Origin of the sequence: Pseudomonas sp. C6002 (assembly GCF_013385805.1) — a bacterium.
Taxonomy (GTDB): Bacteria; Pseudomonadota; Gammaproteobacteria; order Pseudomonadales; family Pseudomonadaceae; genus Aquipseudomonas.
In genome coordinates, this window is record NZ_JACAPH010000017.1 from 90510 (window position 1) to 114127 (window position 23618).

17 protein-coding genes are annotated in these 23618 nt (G+C 46.5%); 7 read left to right on the plus strand and 10 right to left on the minus strand.

The window, feature by feature from the left end:
• Nucleotides 1–220 precede the first annotated feature (220 nt).
• A complete protein-coding gene (locus HX817_RS10795; protein WP_177040223.1) occupies nt 221–586 on the plus strand; it encodes a histone-like nucleoid-structuring protein, MvaT/MvaU family in 366 nt (121 codons plus the stop codon).
• 600 nt (nt 587–1186) lie between these two features.
• On the opposite strand, the gene HX817_RS10800 is transcribed toward HX817_RS10795, so the two are convergent.
• From HX817_RS10800 to HX817_RS10810, 3 genes are read right to left on the minus strand one after another with little or no spacing between them, the layout of a single operon-like run.
• On the minus strand, nt 1187–1678 hold the full coding sequence (locus HX817_RS10800) for a hypothetical protein (protein ID WP_177040224.1): 492 nt from the start codon (nt 1676–1678) through the stop codon (nt 1187–1189).
• A 29-nt stretch (nt 1679–1707) separates the two neighbouring features.
• A complete protein-coding gene (locus tag HX817_RS10805) occupies nt 1708–2313 on the minus strand; it encodes a hypothetical protein (protein ID WP_177040225.1) in 606 nt (201 codons plus the stop codon).
• Nucleotides 2314–2327: 14 nt separating this feature from the next.
• Nucleotides 2328–2780, minus strand: a complete 453-nt coding sequence (locus HX817_RS10810) for a hypothetical protein (RefSeq protein ID WP_177040226.1) — start codon at nt 2778–2780, stop codon at nt 2328–2330.
• A 31-nt stretch (nt 2781–2811) separates the two neighbouring features.
• Between HX817_RS10810 and HX817_RS10815 the strand changes: the two genes are divergently transcribed.
• A complete protein-coding gene (locus HX817_RS10815; protein WP_177040227.1) occupies nt 2812–3135 on the plus strand; it encodes a helix-turn-helix domain-containing protein in 324 nt (107 codons plus the stop codon).
• A 274-nt stretch (nt 3136–3409) separates the two neighbouring features.
• Here HX817_RS10815 and HX817_RS10820 read toward each other — a convergent pair whose 3' ends face one another.
• Nucleotides 3410–4021, minus strand: a complete 612-nt coding sequence (locus tag HX817_RS10820) for a class I SAM-dependent methyltransferase (RefSeq protein WP_177040228.1) — start codon at nt 4019–4021, stop codon at nt 3410–3412.
• Complete coding sequence (locus HX817_RS10825; RefSeq protein ID WP_177040229.1) at nt 4018–4974, minus strand: hypothetical protein; 957 nt, start codon at nt 4972–4974, stop codon at nt 4018–4020. The genes HX817_RS10820 and HX817_RS10825 overlap by 4 nt, the downstream gene beginning before the upstream one ends.
• A gap of 581 nt (nt 4975–5555) precedes the next feature.
• On the opposite strand from HX817_RS10825, the gene dptF reads away from it, so the two are divergent.
• Genes dptF through dptH form a run of 3 tightly spaced genes read left to right on the plus strand, consistent with a single transcriptional unit; the run spans nt 5556 to nt 13562 of the window.
• Complete coding sequence (dptF, locus tag HX817_RS10830) at nt 5556–7181, plus strand: DNA phosphorothioation-dependent restriction protein DptF (RefSeq protein WP_177040230.1); 1626 nt, start codon at nt 5556–5558, stop codon at nt 7179–7181.
• Nucleotides 7181–8497, plus strand: a complete 1317-nt coding sequence (gene dptG / locus HX817_RS10835; RefSeq protein WP_177040231.1) for a DNA phosphorothioation-dependent restriction protein DptG — start codon at nt 7181–7183, stop codon at nt 8495–8497. The genes dptF and dptG overlap by 1 nt, the downstream gene beginning before the upstream one ends.
• Nucleotides 8478–13562 (plus strand): DNA phosphorothioation-dependent restriction protein DptH, encoded by a 5085-nt coding sequence (dptH, locus tag HX817_RS10840; RefSeq protein WP_177040232.1) that lies wholly within the window; start codon nt 8478–8480, stop codon nt 13560–13562. Before dptG ends, dptH begins: the two co-directional genes overlap by 20 nt.
• 81 nt (nt 13563–13643) lie before the next feature.
• Here the strand turns inward: dptH and dndE are convergent, their stop codons facing one another.
• Genes dndE through dndB form a run of 4 tightly spaced genes read right to left on the minus strand, consistent with a single transcriptional unit; the run spans nt 13644 to nt 18693 of the window.
• Nucleotides 13644–13991 (minus strand): DNA sulfur modification protein DndE, encoded by a 348-nt coding sequence (gene dndE / locus HX817_RS10845; protein WP_177040233.1) that lies wholly within the window; start codon nt 13989–13991, stop codon nt 13644–13646.
• Nucleotides 13991–15988, minus strand: a complete 1998-nt coding sequence (gene dndD / locus HX817_RS10850; protein ID WP_177040234.1) for a DNA sulfur modification protein DndD — start codon at nt 15986–15988, stop codon at nt 13991–13993. The genes dndE and dndD overlap by 1 nt, the downstream gene beginning before the upstream one ends.
• 1 nt (nt 15989) lies before the next feature.
• Nucleotides 15990–17612, minus strand: coding sequence for a DNA phosphorothioation system sulfurtransferase DndC (gene dndC, locus HX817_RS10855; RefSeq protein WP_177040235.1), 1623 nt, complete (start codon nt 17610–17612; stop codon nt 15990–15992).
• Complete coding sequence (gene dndB, locus HX817_RS10860; protein WP_177040236.1) at nt 17605–18693, minus strand: DNA sulfur modification protein DndB; 1089 nt, start codon at nt 18691–18693, stop codon at nt 17605–17607. Before dndB ends, dndC begins: the two co-directional genes overlap by 8 nt.
• A gap of 1168 nt (nt 18694–19861) precedes the next feature.
• Here dndB and HX817_RS10865 point away from each other — a divergent pair.
• Nucleotides 19862–20167, plus strand: coding sequence for a DUF6388 family protein (locus HX817_RS10865; RefSeq protein ID WP_008437299.1), 306 nt, complete (start codon nt 19862–19864; stop codon nt 20165–20167).
• A gap of 134 nt (nt 20168–20301) precedes the next feature.
• Here the strand turns inward: HX817_RS10865 and nadC are convergent, their stop codons facing one another.
• Nucleotides 20302–21150: a carboxylating nicotinate-nucleotide diphosphorylase gene (gene nadC / locus HX817_RS10870; protein WP_008437288.1), complete on the minus strand. Its 849-nt coding sequence runs from the start codon at nt 21148–21150 to the stop codon at nt 20302–20304.
• Between the two features lie 282 nt (nt 21151–21432).
• Between nadC and HX817_RS10875 the strand changes: the two genes are divergently transcribed.
• The gene (locus HX817_RS10875) at nt 21433–23592 is read left to right on the plus strand and encodes a DUF1631 domain-containing protein (protein ID WP_087694621.1); all 2160 of its coding nucleotides are present in this window, start codon (nt 21433–21435) and stop codon (nt 23590–23592) included.
• The last annotated feature ends 26 nt before the right edge of the window (nt 23593–23618 follow it).

The window sequence follows — 23618 nt, forward strand, 5'->3', positions numbered from 1 at the left end:
CTCATTAGCGTCGTTGATGCAAAGGGCTCAACCTTTAACGGATTTCCCTCAGGCGCGTGCGGGGTCGCTTCCGACATTTTGGGGCGAGTAGTTTGGGAAACGCTTCAGTATGAAGGGGAGTGCGTCTGCGGTACACGTCACCCAAAGCTGAAAGACGGAGCGACCCACGCATGGTTTGAGGTCAGTGATTTCATCATCGATATTACATACGAAGTGAGTCATGTCTAAACTCGCAGAGTATCGCCAACTTGAAAAGCACCTTGCAGAGCAACTCAGCGCGCTCGAAGCGCTCAAGGGTGATGCCGGTCTAAAGAAAGAGATTGAATTCGAATCGAAGCTTCGTGCTTTGCTCGCAGAGCACGGATACAGTCTGCGGGATGTCATCAACCTGATTGATCCACAGGCAGCTCGTCGTGCCCCAGCATCAGAAGCTAAATTGGGCAGCCGCAAGCCGCGCCAGTTGAAGGTATACAAGAGTCCTGTTACGGGGAAGGTGGTGGAAACGAAGGGCGGAAATCACAAGATTTTGAAAGAGTGGAAGGCAGAGCATGGCGCTTCAACCGTTGAGTCATGGCTCATGAAGTAATGTCGCAGGAATAATGAAAAGGCCCTGAAGGGCTTTTTTTATGGGGATTTCAAATAGTGCTCAGGTAGTGTGTATGAACGGTCTGGTTCATCGACATATCGGAATTCCAGACCCACCGATCGCATTTGCTCCCACTGATCGTCTCGATTGTCCACAGGGGTGTCCCGTAGAAGAGCTTCGAGTGTTGGCTTCGAACGTGCTGGCAGAACGGATGGGAGAGCTTGATCCACTGCTTCGGATGACTGCATAGGCAATGCCTCTCCAGATTTACCCTGCGGATTTTCTTTAGACATCTATTCCTCCAAGACTACGTGTAAGGCTAAAGCGAATAAGGCAGGGCCTTGGTCATGAAGAAGCCTGCGAACGCATAGCGATTGCTCCCTTACCGGGCATTATCCCCTTCATAGGGGGGCGACATCTCAACTATGCGTCAGCAGGTGTTGGATATTGCTATCAGCATAGGCCGTACACGGGAGCGCGTTGATCCGACCGAAAAATCCGATGGTGGGCACGTGGTTCCACATCACGATCATTTGCGTGCATCTCTGACCTGTCGACACCTTATCTAAGGCACCACGAATGGATTCGCGAGGACTGAGTCTAATATAGCGGCTCCTCTACGAAGATACCGTATGACTCCAACAATGAATCCAATGCTCCGCTGGTGCGATATTCATACATAAGCTCAGCGCGGGTAAAACTTAACGCGACAGCAATGCGGAACTGCACTACGTCTAACAATGCCGGTTCGAATGGCCAAACCTGTATGTTCGTGATTGATTTATCTAATGGTTCGAAATCAGAGACCATTTCAATAGCGCTTTCAATTTCACTCCATTTTCTCATGGAAACTGCATAGGTTTTTTGATGCCTGTCTGCCAACATAGTGTGCTCATCAAGATACGTGCTCCCTGCCTTTGTTAAGAAATCTATAGGAGCGTTCTTGACGTATACATCCAGAAGGCGAGGTGATGAGATTAGATTTCGCAACTTATGGAATGGGACTTTGCCGTGACTGAACTCATACCGCAGTTCATCACGAAGGTACTCCATCAAATTCGGAGTGTTAGCCATCACTAAACGTTTTTGCACAATTCACCTCGTTAAGGCGGATAGCGAGACTAGGGGAGAACCCCATGTTCCAACTTACCGATGAAGCTAATGAGCACTTTGCACCCTTCACAGGTTTGCAACATTTCGTATGGCTTATTGTGACCAAAGATGAAAGCGGATTTTTTTAGCCACTCCAAAGCCCATCGTGGATTGGAGCTGAACAAGCTCAATATGGACTCAATCGCTTCTGCTAAATTAGCAGAGTATTCACTAGACACCATAGTAGCGGCAGCTGGATCGGACGCAGTTGTCAGTCGGTGAACTTCACAGCGGGTTAGATTCCAACCCTTGACGGTGATAATTGATCCCTCATTTCCGCAGATCTCGCAAATTAACTCGGAAATTTGCTCCGCGATTTCAGCTGCCGTTGTTATATAGTCGTCTGCCTGAGCACAATAAATACGAAGGGCGCCAAATTTTTCTTTAACTTGATCTACAGTCACACCAAGGTTGTTTGTGGTTGACCTCTTATTTATCACGGCGAGCGTAGCATTGATGACTTCGAACCATCCGCTACCGCACTCGAAGAAAAATTGATCATCGTTATGCCTGGTATTGGCTAGCAATAGTGTTGGGTATCTTGCGCATAAAATTTTATCCAGCTGTGCGTTCATGCGTGATACTCAACTCAGAAATTTTGCAACTGGTGGTGGTCGAAGATGGTCGTTGCTGATTGCAGGCTTTCCCAATCTAGCCCGATTGGATAGCGGATACCGCCCGCAACTTCATAGGCAAACATAGTTTTGATTACGCCAGGGTATTGCTTCTTATAAGAGATGAGTCTTACAAGCGGCTCCATCTGCGTGCGTTCTGATTGGTTAAGCCATCCAGGGGACACCAACTGGATGTCCTGTACGAAGTACTCAGGGTCGCTCTCCTCAAGATGCAGTCTCAGCAGCGAAATCGATGAGATAAACCTTACGTCGACTTTTGCTTCGCAGGGTTTGGTTGAAGACCGAAATCCCCAGGACACATAGAACCAAGGCAAATCCAGGGACAGTGTCACGAAATCCCATTCGATGGTGTTCCCATCAAAAAAGGGAGGAGAGGGAATGCGCGATTCCGGAAAGGTCTCAAACATATAATATTCCAGAAAATATGCCCTATAGGGCATGGCTCGTTTCGCAGCATTGTGGCCCTATGGCTGGTATTTGCCAAGGGAAAAAATGAAGCAGAAACATACCTTTGGTCGTGCATTGATGGCCGTACGTGACGCTCGTCACTTGCCTCAGGATGCGCTTGGGGTCGCGCAATCCAACATCAGCAGGCTTGAGAGTGGGGCAAAAGTGCCGTCATGGGCTCGTGTTGAAGAGCTGGCTGAATTGCTGGACGTTCATCCCCTGACGCTTTTCACGCTGGCCTATGGTAGCGAGACCGACGCTGACATTTTGCTGGGGAAGGTCAGGGAGGAGCTGGAGGAGTTGAAAGGTCGCTAGGCATTCATCTTTCAGGTTTCATCCCCGCGGCTACTACGCATGGCTAACCGAATCAAAGCGGGCTTCTGCCAAGGATGATCAATTAATGCTCAGCTTGATCAAGCATTCCAGGCTGGAAAGGGGCTGTGTTTGTTGCTATGGCAAGATCCACGACGACCTGTGAGACGTTGGCGAGAGCTGTGGCGATCAGGTACTAGGCCGATGCGCCATGAAGGCTCGCGCTCTCAGACAGGGTATCGACGGAGTGCGGGAAAATAAGGCGGTAAACCCTGCATTAATTTTTGACGACTATAAAATTTAGCCATTTTGTGTTTCTACTCTGGAGGGCGTCAGTACTTTCCCACGTGAAAAGTGACTTTGTGTCAGATCGGGTGATAACTAACTCTTCGATTTCATCATGGTTGTAATTAGTAAATAACCTGCCATCCTCTTTTCGAATAGTCCCAACTCCAAGCTTTAGAGAGAAATAAAATACACCTGACTGTTTAAGTGATCTCATTATCAAGTTATAGGTTTTCGCAAAGCTTGATTTGCTGACATGTAGAAGTGATGCACAGGCCCAGGCTCCATCAAATTGGTTGTTGAAGTCTATTTGTTCAGCAGCGATTTCGTGAACAATTGCCCCCGTGCGATATCTAGCTAATTTTGCCATTTCTCTAGATGGTTCTACTCCCTCTACATAGTATCCAAGATTAATGAAATGACCCATATCACGACCCGACCCACATCCTATATCTAGAATTCGCCCGTTCGGTTTTATTCGAGACGTGAACTCCATCCAAGGAATCTCAAGTTTTAAGTTGTACGTGGCTTGATCATATTTATCTGAATTGTAATTGTAAAAGTCTATTGTTTCCTGGTCTGCCCCGGAATTTTTATCTCTCATAGCGTTTTACCATCAATAAGAGCATCAATTATTTTTGGCCATTCCGAAATCTCTCCAACAATTTTTTCATAGTCACCGCGAACCAACTCTTCCAGCTTACGCGGATAAACAGCATTGTGTAATCGCGCATGGTTTTCCTCAGGAAGCAATGCTTGCTCGTACGCATCGTTCAGGGCTAAACGATGAGACAAATACTCTGCGAAACAAAGCATAAGAGGTTCATTTGACGGATCCGCAAAGCCGGATTTATCCTCTATTAATGTTGCAATTCTAGACCCGGTGTCTAGTATAAGTTTTACGTACGGAAGGCAGCTAGCATGATTTTTACGTAAATATGGCAGGCTACTGATAAGTCTGAATGGAGCGCCCTTCGGATCTGACTGTCGAGTGTAGAGAGACGCCTTGTTGTTGTTTTGCGGGTCGTTGAAGTAGTAATAAATTTGTGCGTTATCGGCTATCAATAATTCATGTAATTGTCGGCTAAGATTGTAACTTTGTTTGATTAAAACTAATAATGGGCCGTAGAAATCATTTATCTGTTTGTATCGATACTCCAGAAGTTTGGACTTGGCGTCATATCCAGATTTTTTGTTCTGTGATTCGGCATTATGCGAAAATAGCCTTGATTGCGTGAATATGGTAACCAATGCTCCAATTAGTGAGATAGCGAGAGCCGCGTATAGGGGGATATAGGGCTTGATCGAGTTTTCGTCAAGTTTAGAAGTCAACTTTTCAAGCTTTGCATCTACCTGCTTCATATCATCCGAAGCTAAAGGGGCTATAAATGTATTTTTTTCGTCGATTTTGGGTGTCTGGATTGCAATCTCAGCTTTTTTTAGAGCGGCATCTTCTATCGTCGCATCTGTATGGGGAGAGGTATTTTCGCCGCCAGCATACGAACAGCAAGAAAATGAAATAGCCACATAGACTAGTAGATGTTTGAGAATTGTCATGACTGAGCTAACTAGGAAATAGGGAATAAAGCTTCTCACATTTCCCTCATTGGTCACAACGGAGTGGTAGCTGTATGTTGAATGCATATGGAGCTAACCAGGCCGCCCTGCTGGAATTTTGGCCTTGCGATCGAGCCCCCACTAAAGATCGGGCTGATACCTGTGCTATGGATGATTGAGGGGGATACGCGAAAAAATGGAACAGAAAGCAGCCAAGCCGATCGATCAGGCGCTGAAAAGAGAGCTAAGCAAGTAGCAGCAAACCGTCCTAAGCTAGCGTAGCTAGAGAGGTCGTCAACAAGCTGTAGGCCTGTCTCCGAGCGCCTAGGCGTTCAGGGTAATGTCGCCCGAGCACCAGTGCTAAGCCCAAGAAAGCGGAGAAACATGTTGTTGTTATCGACAAGCTCGCTCCGACACGAAATCGGAAAACCGATACCGCTAGAAAACCGAGACCACTAGTAGTTGGCAAATTGCTATGATTGGAGGACATGCACGCGGAAATGCTCGGATCTGCTAGCACATGCACATTTTATGCGCTTTCGGCTTTCGAGAAAATATCGATCAAGGAGCAAGAGCCGCTGATGACGACAATGACATTAAGAAAAGCGCTGGGCGTTCTCGCTAAATCTTCCCCGTTTTCAGTTAGTACCGTGAGTAAAAGGCAGAACGACTGTTTTGATGGGTTAAAAGAAAAGCTTTACGTAAAACAACAAATTGAAACTGACTTTGCCCAATTACTTTGTTCACTCAAAAGTAATGAAATTATATTTCTTTGTGGTAGCAGCGGTGACGGTAAGTCGGAAATATTAACGCGATACTACAATGAGTACAAAGATAAGTGCTCCTTTCATATGGATGCCACTCATAGCTTTGCTCCACACCAATCAGCGATTGACGCTTTAGATCAAGTTTTCGATACGAACGTAAGTAGTTCCCAGCCGCTTGTCGTAGGTATTAATATTGGGATGTTAGCTAATTTCGCGAAGGAAGGTGCATCGCGTCATGCGTGCCTGCGAGAAAAAATGGATGTTTTTTTAGCTAGTGAGGAGAGGAAGGTAGACAACCTATATTTTCTCGACTTTGAAAAATACCCGAAATTTAATTTTACCGAAGACGGTTACGCTAGCTCTAGCTTCGCGAAGGAGCTAATGAGAAATTTGACTCGTTCGGACAGTGAGAATCCATTTTATTGCTTGGCTACTGAAGACGAAAAAAGAGCAACTGATCAGATGCTGCTTGCTAATTTCAAGCTACTCGCATTAGGTGGTGTGCAAGACGTAATAATTACGTATTTATTTAAAGCGCGGCTAATTAAAGATCAATTTATTACTACTCGTGCATTATTGGATTTTTTGCACCATCTGCTTTTAGGCCCTGGTTATATATTTGATAATCTGTTTGAAAGCAATGGTAACGACTTGGTTGGGAGACTTGAAGATTTTGATCCGGTCAGAATACACACTCAATCACTTGATCAGTTTGTACTACGCTACGAACTCGGTTTGCCCGACGAGGAGCTAGATGTATTTCTACTTGAATTGAAAGAGTTTAATATTTCTTTGACTCGTGGAAATGAGTCGCGTGGAGCAGCTGCATCATTAATCAGACTGTTTAGCTTGATGCGTAACGAGAGCCTAGGAAATGGTTACCATCAAAAGTATAAAGGCGAGTTTGACGAAAACTTGCTTACCCGCTACTCAAAAGTCTGGAAGCTACATAACGACTATGATGGAAGCTCTGAGTCACAGACTGCGCTGAAGCGATTTTACAATAATGAGCTTATGACGGGAATACAACGTTATGCAAATAGGCGTGCGCCAGAGCTTAGGATGGCAAAAGATGAAATATTTCTAGGCGCATTTGGCTCCGTAAAATTGTCTGCGTCTATCAAAGTAAAAGTGGATTTCGAATCAATAGATAAATCCATAAAAGAAAAAAATACGTACTTCAATGCTAGGTTAAAAATTTCCAATCAGATATTACCTCCAATTCAAATAAATTTAAATTTTTATGAACTCATATGTAAGCTTAACTCCGGGTACCGTCCTAATAAATATGACAAGAGTGCAGTTGTGTTCCTGGATGAGGTGGTTGGTCATATAACGACGATTGCAAAGTCAACGTCAGTTCTTAAGTTTTATGAAGGGAATAAAACTTATTTTGCTAGTCATGAAGATGGAAGATTTGAAATAAGGGGTGAATTATAATGTACCCTATCCCGAAGGATCTCGTGGCCCCGAAAGTAAATAAACTAGACAGCTATCTGCCCTTGAGGAATAAAGGCAATGATTTTGATTGGGAAGTAGTAACAGGTTTGGTTCTTGGTAATATATTAGGTAAACAAGTAAGTGATTACAGCTTCCAACAGTTTCAGGAAGGTTGCAAGAGTAAGATCAGTTCATTGATGGATGAGCCAGATTTCTGGCAGGTTCTAGAGCGAATGTATTTTACAGACGAAGATATTTTTAAAGTATCTCCTCTGTTTTTGCTATTTAAGGCGCCATATTCAGGCAATCTAAAAAGCGAATTTGGTGCAGCAAATTGGCGTATGGCGACATTGTTCTCAAACCTGCTTGGAAAATATAGATGTACAGAGAATTTATCTGGCACATTAAACTTTTTAGAATCAGCAATGTTAGAAGTGTTGGATAAAAATCTGACATGCGATTTCGCAGATAAGTTTCCGCGTGAACGCGCTTATTTACCGTACATCTCAGAAGCGTTCCAAGATGATATGAGTTTTCTTGCTGCGCATCCGAAATACTTGCTTGATGAACTTTCGAATACTCTTAAGTTGTACTCCTTCACCTACTGTGCGCAACTAGCTTTAAACGTCAGAAGCTGGCGGGATGGCACGCCACAAAGTAAACCGTTGTATTTTATTCTTGATTCTGAAAAAGCTAGTTCTGAACGTGTGAAGATTAGAAACAACGGGTATCGGGTGTTCTCTTCAACTTGCGGATGGTTGTTCCCCATACTCTCAGCTTTAGAAGTACTTCAGCAAGGCCAAGAAAAGCGCCCTCTGTGGCAAGTATACTCAGAAGCAATCGAATATCCCGATCAGTCCGAACTACTGAACACATTGAATGTTTACTTGCAATCTTTCATTTTCGAAAGAAAACTACAGCCGCGAGACAAATGTAAGTGCGTAAAAACTGCCTTCGCACAATTACAAGATGTAGCTATAGAGCAGTTTCACGTTGAGAATACCGATAGAGGCACTGTAAACAAAAAATATATCGCTGCTTTAGAGACTCAGTTATGCAGTCATTTTGTCCAGGCTCGGGGCCGAGCTGGAAAGGTATTAGTTATCAACCCAGATATGCTGCTTCTATTGACAAACCTTTCAATAGGGGCAAATGAAAAGCTTAGGCTGCATGAGTTGATTCGTGAGTTTGAAAGGCGCGGATTTTATTTGGATAATCAATCCCAGCAAGTTCTCGTATCGTTTTACGAACGCATGGGCAACATTGAGCGAATGAGTGATAGTGGAGACGCCGTATATGTCCGAAAAACAGTATGAAGCATATATGGTAAAATGCTTTCTTGAATGGGTTAGCGCTGATATCCAACCTGGTTGCAGGTATCAGTTCAAGTCTCCAGACTCCGATAACTCTTTGGCTCTTTACCACGAACTGCTAAATAAAACCAGTTTAGATCGAATCGAGTTTGAAGGGCAAAAGCTCGCGTACATTGACTGTGCTGGAACTCAATTGATCCCGGTGTTACATGGCAGCGGCGCCGATGCCTACACCGAAAATTATATTTCCCACCTTAGAGATTGTATTGCTGGTCGGAGTGAGCCCTTTGCGCGCAGCTCAATGCTGTTTATCCATAATAGTATGCTGGATACATTAATCAATAGCGCTATGGATCTTGCTGGTCCCGGAGCGATATGGCACCCCAAGACCCTAGAGAAAGAATTGGGCAAATTGATTGATATTTCAAGTAATAAAGCGGCGCTACTACGATGCTTACTTGATAACCAACTTGCTGTGATTCTTGAAGAAGGTGCAACGGTCTTCGGGTTCTCGCCGTTATTTGAGACACTGAACGGCGGTGTACTTGATTTTTCAGAACTAGGTTTGTTAAACGACCCTGTCATCGAAAATATGTCGATTCAACCATATCAAGTTAAAAATCGTCTTGATGAAAATCGTGAGTTACGCAAACAAATAGATTTTAATCTAATGCACTTTGGAGACCAACTCGACGGAGTGCTTAAGCAATTTAGTCCGAAATTTATTAAAGAACACTTTGAAGATAAAAAAGACTGGCAACAGCTACCATACAATGATTACTTGGAAGAAATAAAAGCAAATAAATTACAGAAGCTGATATTCGAAAGGGCTTCAGTTTTTGACGCTACGCTTGAACAACGTAACAAGAGCAGTACTAAAGCTGGTCAAAAAGAAATCAGCTTATTGATACAACCTGTGGCTGGGAAAAATGAAGTACTGCTAGAATTAGTATTTGCTGGCAACGACCTCGAAAAAAATCAAATCCGGATTGCTCATAATAAACAATTACAGAAAGATGTTGAAATTGAAGTCAGTAGGGCAGGAGGAAAATACTCCAGGGTAAAAGCCCATATTCCCTTCTCCCACGCACCATGTTTCTTTTCAATAGAGCTTAAACGGGATAATAGGTCTGAAGAATACAGATTTCGTTGTCTCATACTAGAAGCTGGGCGTTTCTATCTGGATGAAATTAAAAATGCTTTTCGTATAGAACCTCAAAAAAACCAAATTACTCTTCAGCTGGAAGAGAATTCTCTAAGGTTAGCACCAAGCGGCGACAGCGTGTACACCCTCAACGAAGATGCGGCGGATGTTGACTGTCAGCAGTTTCATCTGATCGATTTCGATCAATTGGCTAACCAGAGTGAAATGATCCGGTTCAGTTTGTGTAGCGGTACTCATCGATTGGACGTGAATGTCGAGGGACCAGGCGCTGAAGACGGAGTCAATATTCCATTACTATTTGATTTAGAGAGAATTACGAAGTCTCTTCTTGATGATGAGAATGCAGAATATAATCGCCTGAAAAATAAGGTAGTTCTCGATAATATTGAACACAGCATCGTAGGGACGCGCCAACAGTTATTAGATTACGAAGCTGATCTGATAGATCAAAATTTATTGCATGCTAGTAATGGTTTTAATCTAAGCATAGCGGACCTTGCTTCACATTACCCCTCATTGCTTAAAACTTACGAGAATTTGTACAGCTATTATAGGCAGAGAAAAACGTTACCAAGTCTTGTTGCATGGGGTGAAGACTACTGTTTTTTGGTTAAAGAAGTTCTAGACGCCTTTGAGAATGAACTGAGGTCGATTCCCCTCAATCAAGTGCTATCCAGAAATCAGCGAAATCTGCTGCAAATCGGCATACATAATGTTGATGGTAAAGAACGTCTCTCGCCTATACACCCGTTAGTTTTGGCATATCACCATCAACTGGTTGGAGCAATACGGTCAGAGAGAGCAGATCTAGGATCAAATTCATTTTACAGTCTTCCAGATGTCACATTGGATAGACTAGTCGCTTCTGGTTTACTTCCATATACATATCACTCAGATTCGGAATTCGCAAATTTAATTCCAGTAAAAGAAAATAGGTTTTGGCTGGATCTGATACCGCAAAGGAAAGTTAGTCATAGCTATGTAAGGCGTCTAGTTAAAGATAAATTAGCTGAATTTTCTAATGCGTATTCTCGCCTTTTTACGTCTGGTGTAAATAGCTCCCTAATTATCAATGCAATCAACCAAGCAAGGGCCGAAGAGATATTCCTAGGGCTAGTTGATCACTTTAGATCTGAAAAAGGGTCAATAGGATCAATTCATGTAAATTTCTACGACGATAGTCTTATAGAAAATAATTTTGATCTGTTCTCAGAAATTAGTAGTTACGAAGAAGCTAAGCATTGGCTTGGTTTGAGTACCAGTGCTTTAAGAGCAGATGCGGATACACTTATTGATCAGCTCCGTAGTCGTTTGACCTACAGTAAGTTTACCTTCCCTAAAGATGAAGGAGAAAATTTACATTATGCTCATCTTGCGTTTTTCAGTAATAGTGTTCCTGTAGAATGCCATCCAGTAAACATTGAAACTGCACTAAGTGGGGTTTTATGCCAGGGGTTGATCAGCGGAGAAGCCGCTGAAACCATGAACGATGCATACTTCACCGCGTTTGGTTTAAGAAATGTAGATTGCACCGAAGTACAATCGTTAAGAATTTCTAACCTTATTGGCTCATTATGGCAGCCCTCGCGACAGCCAAATGCACAATATCTCGGTACCGGGATAGGATTAGCTGTTAGCGCAAATTTTAAAAAACTTCTAACGCGCTCCTACGACAGTGCTTTGTGGACCACTATAATCGATCCTAAAGTAACTCTCGATTTTTTTACCAGTCAAAAAGATGTAGTGTTAATTCATTATTCTGATCAATATACAAGCAGTGCCGGATATGACGCAATAACAGTAACGAAACAAATCGACTTATTTCAACGCTTGCTCAAAGTTAGTGATAACGTTGGGAGTGATCGTCTCTTATCTGAATTCAACGCATTCAATGGTGAATGGCTGTTGAAAATGATGACCTCCAATGCCAAAGACCGGAAAGAAAAGCAGGGTATCATCGGCGCTTATAAGTTTGTTAATGCGATGTTGAGTCAGTCTGATATCTGCTGGGTGCCCTTATCCGTAGCTGAGATGATCAGAGTATCTGGCAATGTTGGCCTCAAAATGACTGATAGTGATTTTACTAGACATCTTAAAGGCTACAAAAGCGGCGCAATTTCAGACGACGTGCTTTTTGTGGGTTTCAAAAATGACTCCCTATTTCTATTGCCACTAGAGGTAAAGACGGGAGCTAGGCCTAATTTTTCGTACGCAGAACAACAGGCAAAAGAACTTAAAAGATATTTGCAAGACGAAGTACTTGGCCCCGGTACTTTAGCGAGTAGTCTGTACCGGGCGCTCTTCGTTCGACAAATTTTAATTCAGGTTGAAAAATTCAAGCTCTACAATGTTATCACTGATAAAAATATGGATCCGCTTCTGAGTCGGCGGGAGTGGTGGCTGAAGGGGGAGTACAAGATTGACAATCTCCCTAATTACATCGATGGAATAGTATTAGCACACATCGACAGCGATAGCTGCGTTGAGCCTAAATATACGCTAACTTCTGCTAACATTTTGGAAGTTGAGTTACCGTATTCGCTTCTTTCCGCCCTGATTTCCGCTGATACTCCAGTAGCGATAAAAAACCTAATTGATAAATTAGGAATTCCGTCAGAATACTTGCTAAAGAGATTCAGTCATAAAAATTATGTGCTTCCTTCAGATGAGGGAATCGCTCAAGACTCACCGATACCCCCGAAGACTGTAACCTCGGCCACCGGCTCACCGCTATACAGTATAGCTCAAACTAATGAGCAAGTTGATTTGCGGATTTTGTTTGGTCACGATGTACTTCGTCAGGAGCCTATATACTGGGAGCCTACTAATACCGCAAAATTCATGAATACTAATACCGGCATAATTGGGACAATGGGAACTGGTAAGACTCAGTTTACCAAATCAATTATCACACAACTTGTTGCTAACCAAACATCCAATGTCAATTCTGCTAGTATTGGCTTGCTAATCTTTGATTATAAATCTGATTATGTTGATCAGGCATTTGTTAAAGCGAATAACGCCAAAGCATTTAAGTTGGATAGGCTTCCTTATAATCCTTTAAGCTTATATGGAGATATGCCCAAGCTGCCCGTACATACTGCAACTGGTTTTTCCGAGACCATGGCGAAAGCGTTTGGTCTTGGTCAGAAACAGCAACTTAAATTAAAGAAACTCATTCTGGATGCATACGAAAAGAAGGGAATCAGTGCGTTAGACTCCAGCTCCTGGGCTAAGTCTGCTCCCACCATAGCTGACGTGTGGGAGCTGTTCGTATCCTCGGATAAGGTTGAACATGATTCGCTTTATGCGGCACTCGACAGTTTGGTCTCATATGAAATATTTGAATCTGTATCGGATCGTGCAGGGTCGCTATATGATTTGCTGGATGGTGTCGTAGTAATCGAACTTGCAGGTTATACCCCACAGATTCAAAATCTTGTAGTAGCGTTAACCCTTGATCTGTTTTACTCACAGATGCAAAAATTTGGAAAGCCTAGCGTTTGCGGGGATCATCGTCAAATTACGAAGATGATTTTAGTAGATGAAGCTGATAATTTTATGAAGGAAGACTTTCAGAGCTTGCGCAAAATTTTAAAAGAAGGCCGAGAGTATGGAGTAGGATTAATACTTTCGACCCAAGAACTAACGCACTTCAAAACGGGTGACAATAATTACGCCTCCTATATTCTTACTTGGGTAATCCACAGGGTTGCAGAAATAAAGACAAGCGATATAAGGGCAATATTCAACAAAGACGACAGGCAAGAGCAAGAAAGGCTGATGGAAGTTACTCGCAAGTTAGATAAGCATTACAGCTTGTACATTGACGGCAACAAAAAGGTCGTAAAGATGAAGGATATGGCTTTCTGGCAGTTGAAGCTGATTTCTGCGAGTGAATAATTAAATTGCCGCTCGGCTAATCAGTTAAGGTTTTGGTGGCATGCAAAACCGTCAAAACCTTAACAATTGGGACTCCGATCGCTAAAGTGCGCCAGCTAAGCTCCGCAGGTTTCTATGAGTTCGGAGAGCCGATATTCCGTCGTTGACATGTGCGGCCCACGCTTTGACTAGAAGTCTCTGATCATAATCGGGATATCGCAGTTGCAGCAACAGCTCGGTAACCAAGGCTGTTTCACCCAGCCAAGTGACCTTATCTAATACAAGTGAGCCATCGAGTTTTACATCGTCTGGCTCATACAGAAAATCCGTTTCTATAGATCGGAAAAATGCCAGTCTTGCCGCCACATTGGGCGTAATGCTGGTATATCCTTTAAGTCGTTTTAGCTGTTCTTCAGTCTCGATATTTAGCTGCATTCTGTTAGGCAACATCAAATAACCTCCGAGGGAGAACTAGACCAAAAATAACCAGGGCTTAATTTGGCGGACTTGGTAATACCATCAAAATTAATTTGGTAACTATGCGAAGTAAATTTTGAAAGCTTATTTAAATAATAGTTTTTCGTTACTTCTGTGTCAGTAGACAGTATTACAACTTGATGGCTTGCTGATGGAAAATAATTTTCGATAAGTTTATCTCTGTGACGAGAGTCCAGTCGCCCAAGTGGTGTATCGATAATGACTGGAAGTTGCCGGCCTGATGTTTTAGCTAATGCATCTAAAATGGCCACTGCGTAAATTTGTTTTTCACCGGCGGACAGAGAACCGCGATTTACGGCAGCGCCCTCATCATCTATCAGCTCGACATCAAAGGTCGACGGGTTGATTCGTGCGCTAATTTTAAGGTCGTCCTTACGAGCCAAACGTTGGTACGCTGCTACAAACATCTTTTCAAGCTTCTTTACCCGCGCGATTGTTAGTTCTACTGCGTAGCTATCTAATAGAGTTAAAGTCCGCTCAGCGTTGTCTACAGCAGTAGTAGAGTTATGCTGTGACCTTCCTTTGTCGTGCAGTTTCTGTAGCTTCTTTGCACAGTCTAATTTATCCAATAAGGCTTTACGCGACTTAACCAGTAGCTCTTTGTATTCGTTTAACGCTTTTTGATATTTTTTATCAAGTTCGCGGATATGTTGAATAGCGCCAATAAGTTGCTCATCGTCAGGTGCGCGTTGAATATTGCTAGAAGCTTGCTCCAGAGCATTCTCTGTCTGTTCGAGTGCTGTGCGAGCATCAATGAAACGTTGCCATGAAGCAGAACTTTCAGAGTCAATGGTTCGATGGAGAACACCCAGCTCACGTTCAGAAATATCAAGTATTAACGTCCCCTCTGGCTGGGTGCGCAAATAACGTGCAAACTCGTTTTCTACAGCTTCCATTAAGGTTGGCTTTACTAAAAGCGCGTTTAAATCTTTGTTTTGGTTCAGTCCGTTGATGAAATTTCGTAGCTCTGTAGAGAAAATGTTCCGCTTCTTTACATCTGATTCCATGTCTAAGTGTTTGAGTAGACAACTTAGCGCAGTTGGGGCTAGAGCAAATGGTAAGGTTCCCTCTAACTCATGGCGTATTGTCTTTTCAAGCTGAATCTTTTCTTTTAGCAGCTCGTCCACACGCACCTGTTCTTGAGCTTTGCTAGAAGCAAAGGCGCCACCTTGTGTGGCTAAAAGGTTTTCTTGTTTTCTAATTTCCTTCGAAATAATCTCCAACGAGATTTTTGCTAAATCAGCAGCATATCTGAAATTTTCGGCACTCTGACTTAGCCTAGTGCTTTCGTCCTCTAACTCTCGAATTTTATCCTGATGCTCAATAGCAGAAATTTCTGTAGTTTGTCGTTTCAAATATATCGAAAGATCGTTTCTTAATTTTGTGATCAAGTCCAGACCTAGCAGGCGACGTACGGCTGCTTGTAAAACGCGACCGGATTCGTCCTCAGCTAGAGATGCGATTTTTTCTCCATCGAAGAAAAACAGATCGGCAATGCCGTTAGGTATCAACTCATTTAAGAAGCCTTGGCATTGTTCGTAATTCAATTCGGTGAGTATTTGGTTATCTTGAGAAAGAGTAAGTTTATCCCTCTCGCCTCTACTCCAAGCACGGGTGACTTTGAAAATTGATTGTTCACCATCTTTATTATAGGTAAAAACCAATGAAATTGAGGCGTGCCTAGGTTGCTCTATTGAACTATTACCATTATGTACAAAAGAGCTTAGCTTATCTACGTAGTCTTGATTTTGGTGCATACCTTCAAAAGCCATTCTTCCATACAGGGCGAGGCGGACGGCTGTTAGTATTGAGGTTTTACCTGCACCGTTAAGCCCGCCAAATAACACAATAGGTTTCGCGTTAGTTTCGCTGCTTCTAGGCTCTAGATCAATTTCATGTACGCCTTGAAATACTCTAAAATTTTCTAGGGTCAATTTCTGTATAATCATTTTACATTACCCTAGAGTCTGAGCTGGCGTGTAAGTCTGCTTTGGCGAGTTGATCTTGAATATTTTTTAATTCGTTTTCTATTTCACTTATATCCAGTGCGTGAATGTCCTTTTGATGTCTCTTCTGGAGTAACACTTGGTTCTCTTCAATTTGCTCAAGAGAGCCCCAATCTTTTTTTAGAATACTGTCGATTTTGTCGAAAATCCCATGACGCCGACTTAATCCTTCCATAGACACTTCAAGCTCAATAAGCTTCATAACCATTTCACTACTAGTATCAAATTTCTCGGATACCTCGCGAAGCAACTGCGCGTCATAGGTGTCAAAACGAGATTGGTCGTCAACGATCCAATTTAGATCTCGTCCATATACACTGCGATAAATTTCTGGCAGCTCATCCGTCCAATCTGGCTCGTTGGGATCTCTAAGCCATTGCTGGCGAATTGCATGCAGCTCTGGTTCAGTAATGAGGCTGATTACATGGCCATCATCGTTCAAGGCTTTCTCAAGGACTAAAAGCTCTTTAATCCACTGTTTTCGATATTTTAACCAGTAGGGGCCAGGAATATGCTTGCGTTCGGCGCCTAAGTCCTCGCCCTCTTTCGCGTATTGATAAGAAACCTTACCATTTCGACGCTTGTAATTACGATAAGTATCTTTCTGATCTGGCTCAGTAGTTTTCGCTAAAACGTCTCTAAACTTCAATAATGGCAACATCCAGTCCTCACCATTTTGAATGAGATTTTCCATAGCGCGATCTTTGGTGACTACTGTACATGTCCAGCAACCAAAGCGAGAATTACCGCATGAAGGAGTACTCTCATCGATAACCAGCGGGCATTCGCCTTGGCCTGAGGAGTGCATGTATAGAGTCCATAGCGGACGGTTATTCCCGCCCCATGGTGTTTCCCATTCGTCAATATCATTGTCCGAATAGCGAAAGGCTCCTCGAAGAAGCTTCCAAACCTCTTCCGTATTCCAGCAGTCAATTGGTGTATAGATAAAGGCATTTGCCAAAGTCGTATGACGCGCTAGCCTAGAACCGTCAATTTTATGTTTAGCGATTACCTGTGCCCTGGACGCACTCTCGTCGCTTCGGGCACCAAGGAGGACTATCACTTCATCAAATTGACTAATTTTTTGTCGGATGAAGTCACTTACCGGATCAATTTTCATACGCTCCGTGCACCACCGAAAGCTACGGCTTGGTGCAGGATAGCCTTTGCCAAGAAGGTTCACCCAAAATGTATCATCAGACTCTGGACTCACAGTATGCTGAGTTATTGGCAAAAGATCTCTTTTCGCTGATTGCTCAATAAGTAGCATACTGCTTTTTATCAAATCTACGACAACTGGTGTCTCAACAAGTGTATCTGATGTAATTACGAAAACCTGTTTAGTGCGTAATTCAACTGGCAGCCCGAGCAAAGCGAGATATACAAGCGTCACTACCGCAGAGGAGTCCTTACCCCCACTGTAGCCGATGATCCATGGCCTAGAGTCCATGCAATACATTCGTTGGATTTCGCTGATAGATTCTGCAAGCGGTTTTCCGGCAAATTCTTCTTGATTTATAAAATCCTCGTAATCCGCCAGGTCGTAAGCTAGAGCCAACTTATTCATTTTTTAATGCCTGTTCTTCAAGCGTTATCTCTTCCGTCGAAAGAGGAAGAGACAATGCATTTTTTAGTGCGTTGCAGGTGAGACGAATAGCTGAAGTAGACTTGCTCAACTTTCCGTGCATCATCGTTCGGCGTAACCACTCCGGGTTAGTTTTACGCCAGTCAACATTGCGTATTTCTGCTAGATCATTTTCCCAAGTTCTAGGGTTGCTATCAATTAAACTACGGCCCAGCAACCCTAGTGCGTGCAAGCCTACTGCATGGGCATGTACGTATTCTTGTCGAAGATGTGCTGGTGAAATATCTTTACGCATCGCCATCTGCCAGTCTGGCATATGGGAACATAACGTTTTCCAGAATTTTGTAGCGAGTGCTGCTTCATCTTCGCTGTACCCATCTTTCGGCCCTTTTCCCAAAAGTGAGCGTGTCGCCTGTTTTATGCTACTCAAAGTGAATAGTTTACTAGAGAGCGCTGAAACGCTAGACCGTTCCATTTCTGTGAGGCCAACAAACGGCTCAGTCGTTTTCGCAAGAAAGCGAGCTAGCTCAGACGACGGATCTCGGTGATCGTAGAGTGTCGCCAATGAGGGACTAGGTTTTATTGCATGCTTGTTCAAATCTGCAAACATTTGTTGGCTACGTTGCAATCCTTCGTCGACAAAGAAAAGTACGGGAATGTTGTCTTGCCCTAATTCAGGGCGCTCCTGAAGAGCTTGTTCAATTGCTTTACGACGATGTTGTCCGTCGTTAATTAATATTTGAGCATCCATCGGCACACGGAGAGTTCCCAAGTTTTGCGAATCGGGGTATTCCTCAAACGCGATTTCTACAGCTATGGATGCGGTTAGGGCTGAAAAAACATAGTCATCAGGATTGTCGAGAAGATATCGAACCATTTCAGGTATGCGGGTCTTGTTCAGCGTGCGTTGGGCCCTAAGCTCTGGTGGAACCTCTGTCTCATCAAAGCTGAAAATTTTCGGAATGATGCGCATAGGACAAGTGGCTATATAGAAAGGGCGACCAGCCTGTATCCCTCGCACCGCTGGAAAGGAATAGCAGTATTTTGCATCAAATGGCTTCATCGTTTCCCACGCGTTTTGTGAACCGGCTATGTCATAGTTTCGGCATTTTACCTTTTCCTACGTCATTTTTTCACGTAATTTTTTCATTTTTGACGTAAAGGGGGGCGTACTAGAAGCTACGCCTAAGGATTTGATAGGTTACGATTGATGCGTCAAGTCTCCCGCGCATTCGAAAATCCGCGACGTCTATGGGCTCTTGGTATTGATTGGCGCAAGCGAATGCAGCCTAAAGCTGCTGAGAAACTCGCACAGTTGAATCCATCAGATGACTAGTCGGGCTCGGGTACTGTCCCCGAATGAATCGACATCACCAGCGCACGCCTGTAACGCAACGGTGTTGCGTTCAACTCTAAAGCCTGCAAGTGCTCGGCCGCTCTTACCAAGGCAGCAAAGCGCTCGCACGGGACGGCTATGTACGCAATCAACTTTTTCCCGCTCGCAGCCATAGACCCTATCCCTTTCGGCGGGACTGCGTCCTGCATCAATTGAGGATCTGTGTATACCTGGCACTCGATTTCCGGGTACTTGAAACTCTCCGGGTAACGCACATCGCCCCTTAGCGTCAGTACCATATGCTCATGATAGTGACCTTCGTTGGCCCTCAAATTATTGGGTAAGGCCAGGCTGAACGACCAAGTGAAATCCCACCCAGACAGTCCGATTTCATAAATAGTTCGTTGCGTTTCGAGTTAACGAGCCAAAACGCGTGAGGAACGTCATCGACGAATCTCTACTTCCTTAATCGTTATTCGCTCGCCGTGAACGATTTGGGATGCTCAGAGTTTTCCCCGTGACGTGGTAACGAGTATGGCGCGTCGTACTCCCAGGTATTTCGACCTCACCTGAGTATTCCATCGAAGTGGCGCTGACAAGGTTCAGAGGCCAGTTGCTCGATGCATGAGCCTGACACATTTTAAGCGACGGACCGATCTGCTCATGCTTGCTTGGCATATTTTCCGCCACTAGCACGGACGTTATTTGATAGTCTGACTTACGTGTAGAAGGTCGCAGGTTCGATTCCTGTCTCGGGCACAAAGGCAACACAGTTTTCAGATGATCCCAGAATGGTTCTGAAGGCCAGACGAACCGGTATTCATGCCTGTTCTTTTGTATCTGCGCGACCTTGATGACCCAGATGCATCCCCATTCCTCGATCTAAGAGAACGACATGACCACACAAGAAATGACCCAGGAAGCGCGGCACGAAGCAGCCCTCAAAAAGTACGTCGCGGAGTCGCCGGAACTGCTGGATGAGATCAAGGACCTGAGCGCCGATGATCAAAGGGACCAGATCCAATGGGCGTTTGAGGATGAGGCCGAGGCCCAGGGCCTGCAGCCATGGGAACTGACGCTGAAGTACACCTCCACCCCCGAAGCGTTCGAGGCGGCGCGCCTGGCTTTGCACAAGGAAGCGGCCGAGGTGTTGGGTGTCGACTGGAACGAGTATTGCGGGATGAACAATCTCGCGATCTGACACAAGTTTGATGTGGCGAGGGAGCTTGCTCCCGCTGGGTTGCCAAGCGACCCCAAAAACCTTGGGAGCGCTGCGCACTCCAGCGGGAGCAAGCTCCCTCGCCACAAAAGCAGGCGCTTACATTCAAGGGCGTTTCAGAGACTAAGCCGCATCGACAAATCCACCGCCTTCACATCCTTGGTCATCGCCCCGATGGAGATGTAGTCCACGCCGGTTTCAGCGATGGGCAGCAGGGTGCTTTCGTTGATCCCGCCACTGGCCTCCAGCTTGGCTTTGCCGTTGTTCAGGCGCACCGCTTCGCGCATGTCATCCAGGCTCAGCTCATCCAGCATGATGATGTCGGCGCCCGCCGCCAGTGCCTCACGCAGTTCCTCCAGGCTTTCCACTTCGATTTCCACCGGCTTGCCCGGGGCGATCTTGTGGGCGGCGCTGATGGCCTGGGCAATGCCGCCGCAGGCTGCGATATGGTTTTCCTTGATCAGGAACGCGTCATACAGGCCGATGCGGTGGTTATGGCAACCACCGCAGGTCACTGCATATTTTTGCGCCAGGCGCAGGCCGGGCAGGGTCTTGCGGGTATCCAGCAGCTTGACCTGGGTGGACGCGACAAAGTCCGCCAGGTATTGGGCGCGGGTGGCAACGCCTGACAACAGTTGCAGGAAATTCAGCGCGCAACGCTCGCCACTGAGCAGCGAGCGGGCCGGGCCTTCGAGGTGAAACAGCGCCTGGTTGGGGCTGACACGTTCGCCGTCGCGCACCTGCCAATGCACCGCGACGCGTGGGTCCAATTGGCGAAACACCGCTTCCACCCAGGCCGTGCCGCTGATGACGGCGGCGTCGCGCGTGATGATCGTGGCCTTGGCCAGGCGTTCGGCGGGGATCAGTTGTGCGGTGATATCCCCGCTGCCGATGTCTTCCAGCAGTGCGCGACGCACGTTGGCTTCGATTTCGGCGGTCAGGTCGGCTAGACGAAGATTGGGCATAACAGGCTCCACAAACAAAGTGCCTGGATTATAGGGGCAGGGCGGGCCTGAACCCAAGGCAACTGGCACCACGGGTGCGGTGCGCGATGTTCATTTACACGGCAATCACAGAGTTCGCTGGCGCAACAACCCTCATTTGCAAGATAATCTCGCGCCTTGCAATTGGCGTCATAGCTTTGACGTCACGGTGATAGCCCGATTTTCGCAGTGCCCCGGCGTGCTTCGCGCCGTTGCTGCACCGATCCTTCACACAATCGAATACCGCCGTTTCAGGAGGCCAGGATGCACAATGACGGGAAGGTGGTGCCGATCAATAAGGCACGGGCGACGCCATCGCCGCTCGCCCGCCTGCCGGTGGTGTTGCTCCAGGTCCGTGACAAGGCGGCGCAGCAACTCAGGCAGGGACTGCAGGAGCTGTTTGATAACGCCGACGACACCCTGTTCGAAATGGCCGACAAGACCCGCAGTAACGTCGACCACGGTATTTTCTTTGAGGCCATGCGCGACCTGCGCCTCAAGCGCAAGAATTTCGAGCGTGGCTTCATGGAGCAACTCTACGAAGCGTTTGCCAATCTTGGCAACGTGGAGCGCGGTGAGCTGCAACTGATTCCGGTGGTGTCCTACACCGCGGCGCCCGGGGTCTCGGGCGATGAGCTGGAAAAAGCCGTCGCGCTCGAGGCCATGCTGGGCAAGGTGCTGCGCCGTGACGGGCTCGCCCTTGGGCAATTGACAGCCCGGCTGAATGCCTTGCTCGACAAACGCCTGGATGATCGGGACAACCCCCTGGGCCCGGCAATGCTGTGCGCGTTTTTTCTGCAAGCAGGACGCAGCCTTGGCGTGGAAATCCGGGTCAAGCTGATCATTCTCAAGCTGTTTGAGAAATACGTGCTCAGTGACGCTGATCTGTTGTACGGCGAAGCCAATCAGTTGCTGATCGCCACTGGCGTATTGCCCGAACTCAAGGCCGTGCCATCGCGGCGCGCCGTCGCCACGGCCGAGTTGCCTGAAGACACCCCGCCGATTGCCGGACACCCGGCAGACGACAGCGGCCAGGAAGTTTTCGCGGCGTTGCAGGAATTGCTGTCGGCAGTGCGCGGCAGCGTGGCACCCACGCTGGAAGCCAGCGCCGAGACCCAGCCCATCTCCACCCGTGACTTGCTGCGCCTGCTCTCCCATTTGCAGCAATATGTGCCTGAGCCTGAGGTCGAGGATGATTTCGACCTGCGCAACCAGCTTGAACAACTGCTGACCCGGGTCAGCGTCAAGAGCGGCAAGTCGCGGGTGGTGGAGGATGCGGACGAGGATGTGATCAACCTGATCGCCATGCTGTTCGAGTTCATCCTCAATGACGGTACGGTGCCCGAGTCCCTCAAGGCGCTGATCGCCCGCCTGCAGATCCCGATGCTGAAAGTGGCGGTGCTGGACAAGAGTTTTTTCAGCCGCACCAATCACCCGGCGCGACGCTTGCTCAATGAAATCGCTTCGGCGGCCATGGGCTGGAGCCAGCGCGACGATTATCAGCGCGACAGCCTGTACCTGCACATCGAGCAGGTGGTGCAGCGGTTGCTGAACGATTTTGTGGATGATCCGGCAATCTTTTCCCAGTTACTGACCGAGTTCACCGCGTTTACCCATGACGAGCGACGCCGCAGCGAATTGCTGGAGCAACGTACCCGCGATGCGGAAGAAGGGCGCGCCCGTACCGAAATCGCTCGTCAGCGTGTAGCCGAAGCCCTCAATCTGCGGTTGCTGGGCAAAGTACTGCCCGAGGTCGTGGTGCAGTTCCTGCAACAGGCCTGGAGCCAGGTGCTGTTGCTGGCGTGCCTGAAGCATGGCGAGCACTCGCCACAATGGCTGGCCGGGTTGCGCACCATGGACGAGTTGATCTGGAGTGTCGGCCTCAGCGAAGACACCGAAGCCGGCCGGCACCTGCTGGAGCAGTTGCCAGGCTTGCTGAAAGCCTTGCGCGATGGGTTGAGCGGCGCGGCATTCGATCCCTTCATTACCCGGGAATTTTTCACCCGCTTGCAAACCCTGCATGTCCAATCGTTCCGGGGCAGTGCCGAGGAACAACCGTCGCTGTCGCAAGTCGAGGTGCGCGAGGCATTCGTCCTCAGTCCCGCGGCACCGGCCATCGAGGCGAGCCTGCCGGAAGATGATCCCGACCTGCTCAAGGTTCGCCAACTGCGGATCGGTTGCTGGGTGGAATTTCAGGAAGACGCCGAAAACACCCTGCGTTGCAAGCTGACGGCGATTATTGCGCCGGGCAATACCTGTATTTTCGTCAATCGAACCGGCCTCAAGGTATTGGAAAAAAATCCGCTTGAACTGGCCCTGGAGTTCAAGCGCGGCGCGGTGCGAACCCTGGATGATGCGCTGTTGTTCGACCGCGCCCTGGCTTCGGTGATTGGCAACCTGCGCCAACTTCATCGCGCCAAGTGATCGCAACCAGACAGCGGAACGCGGCA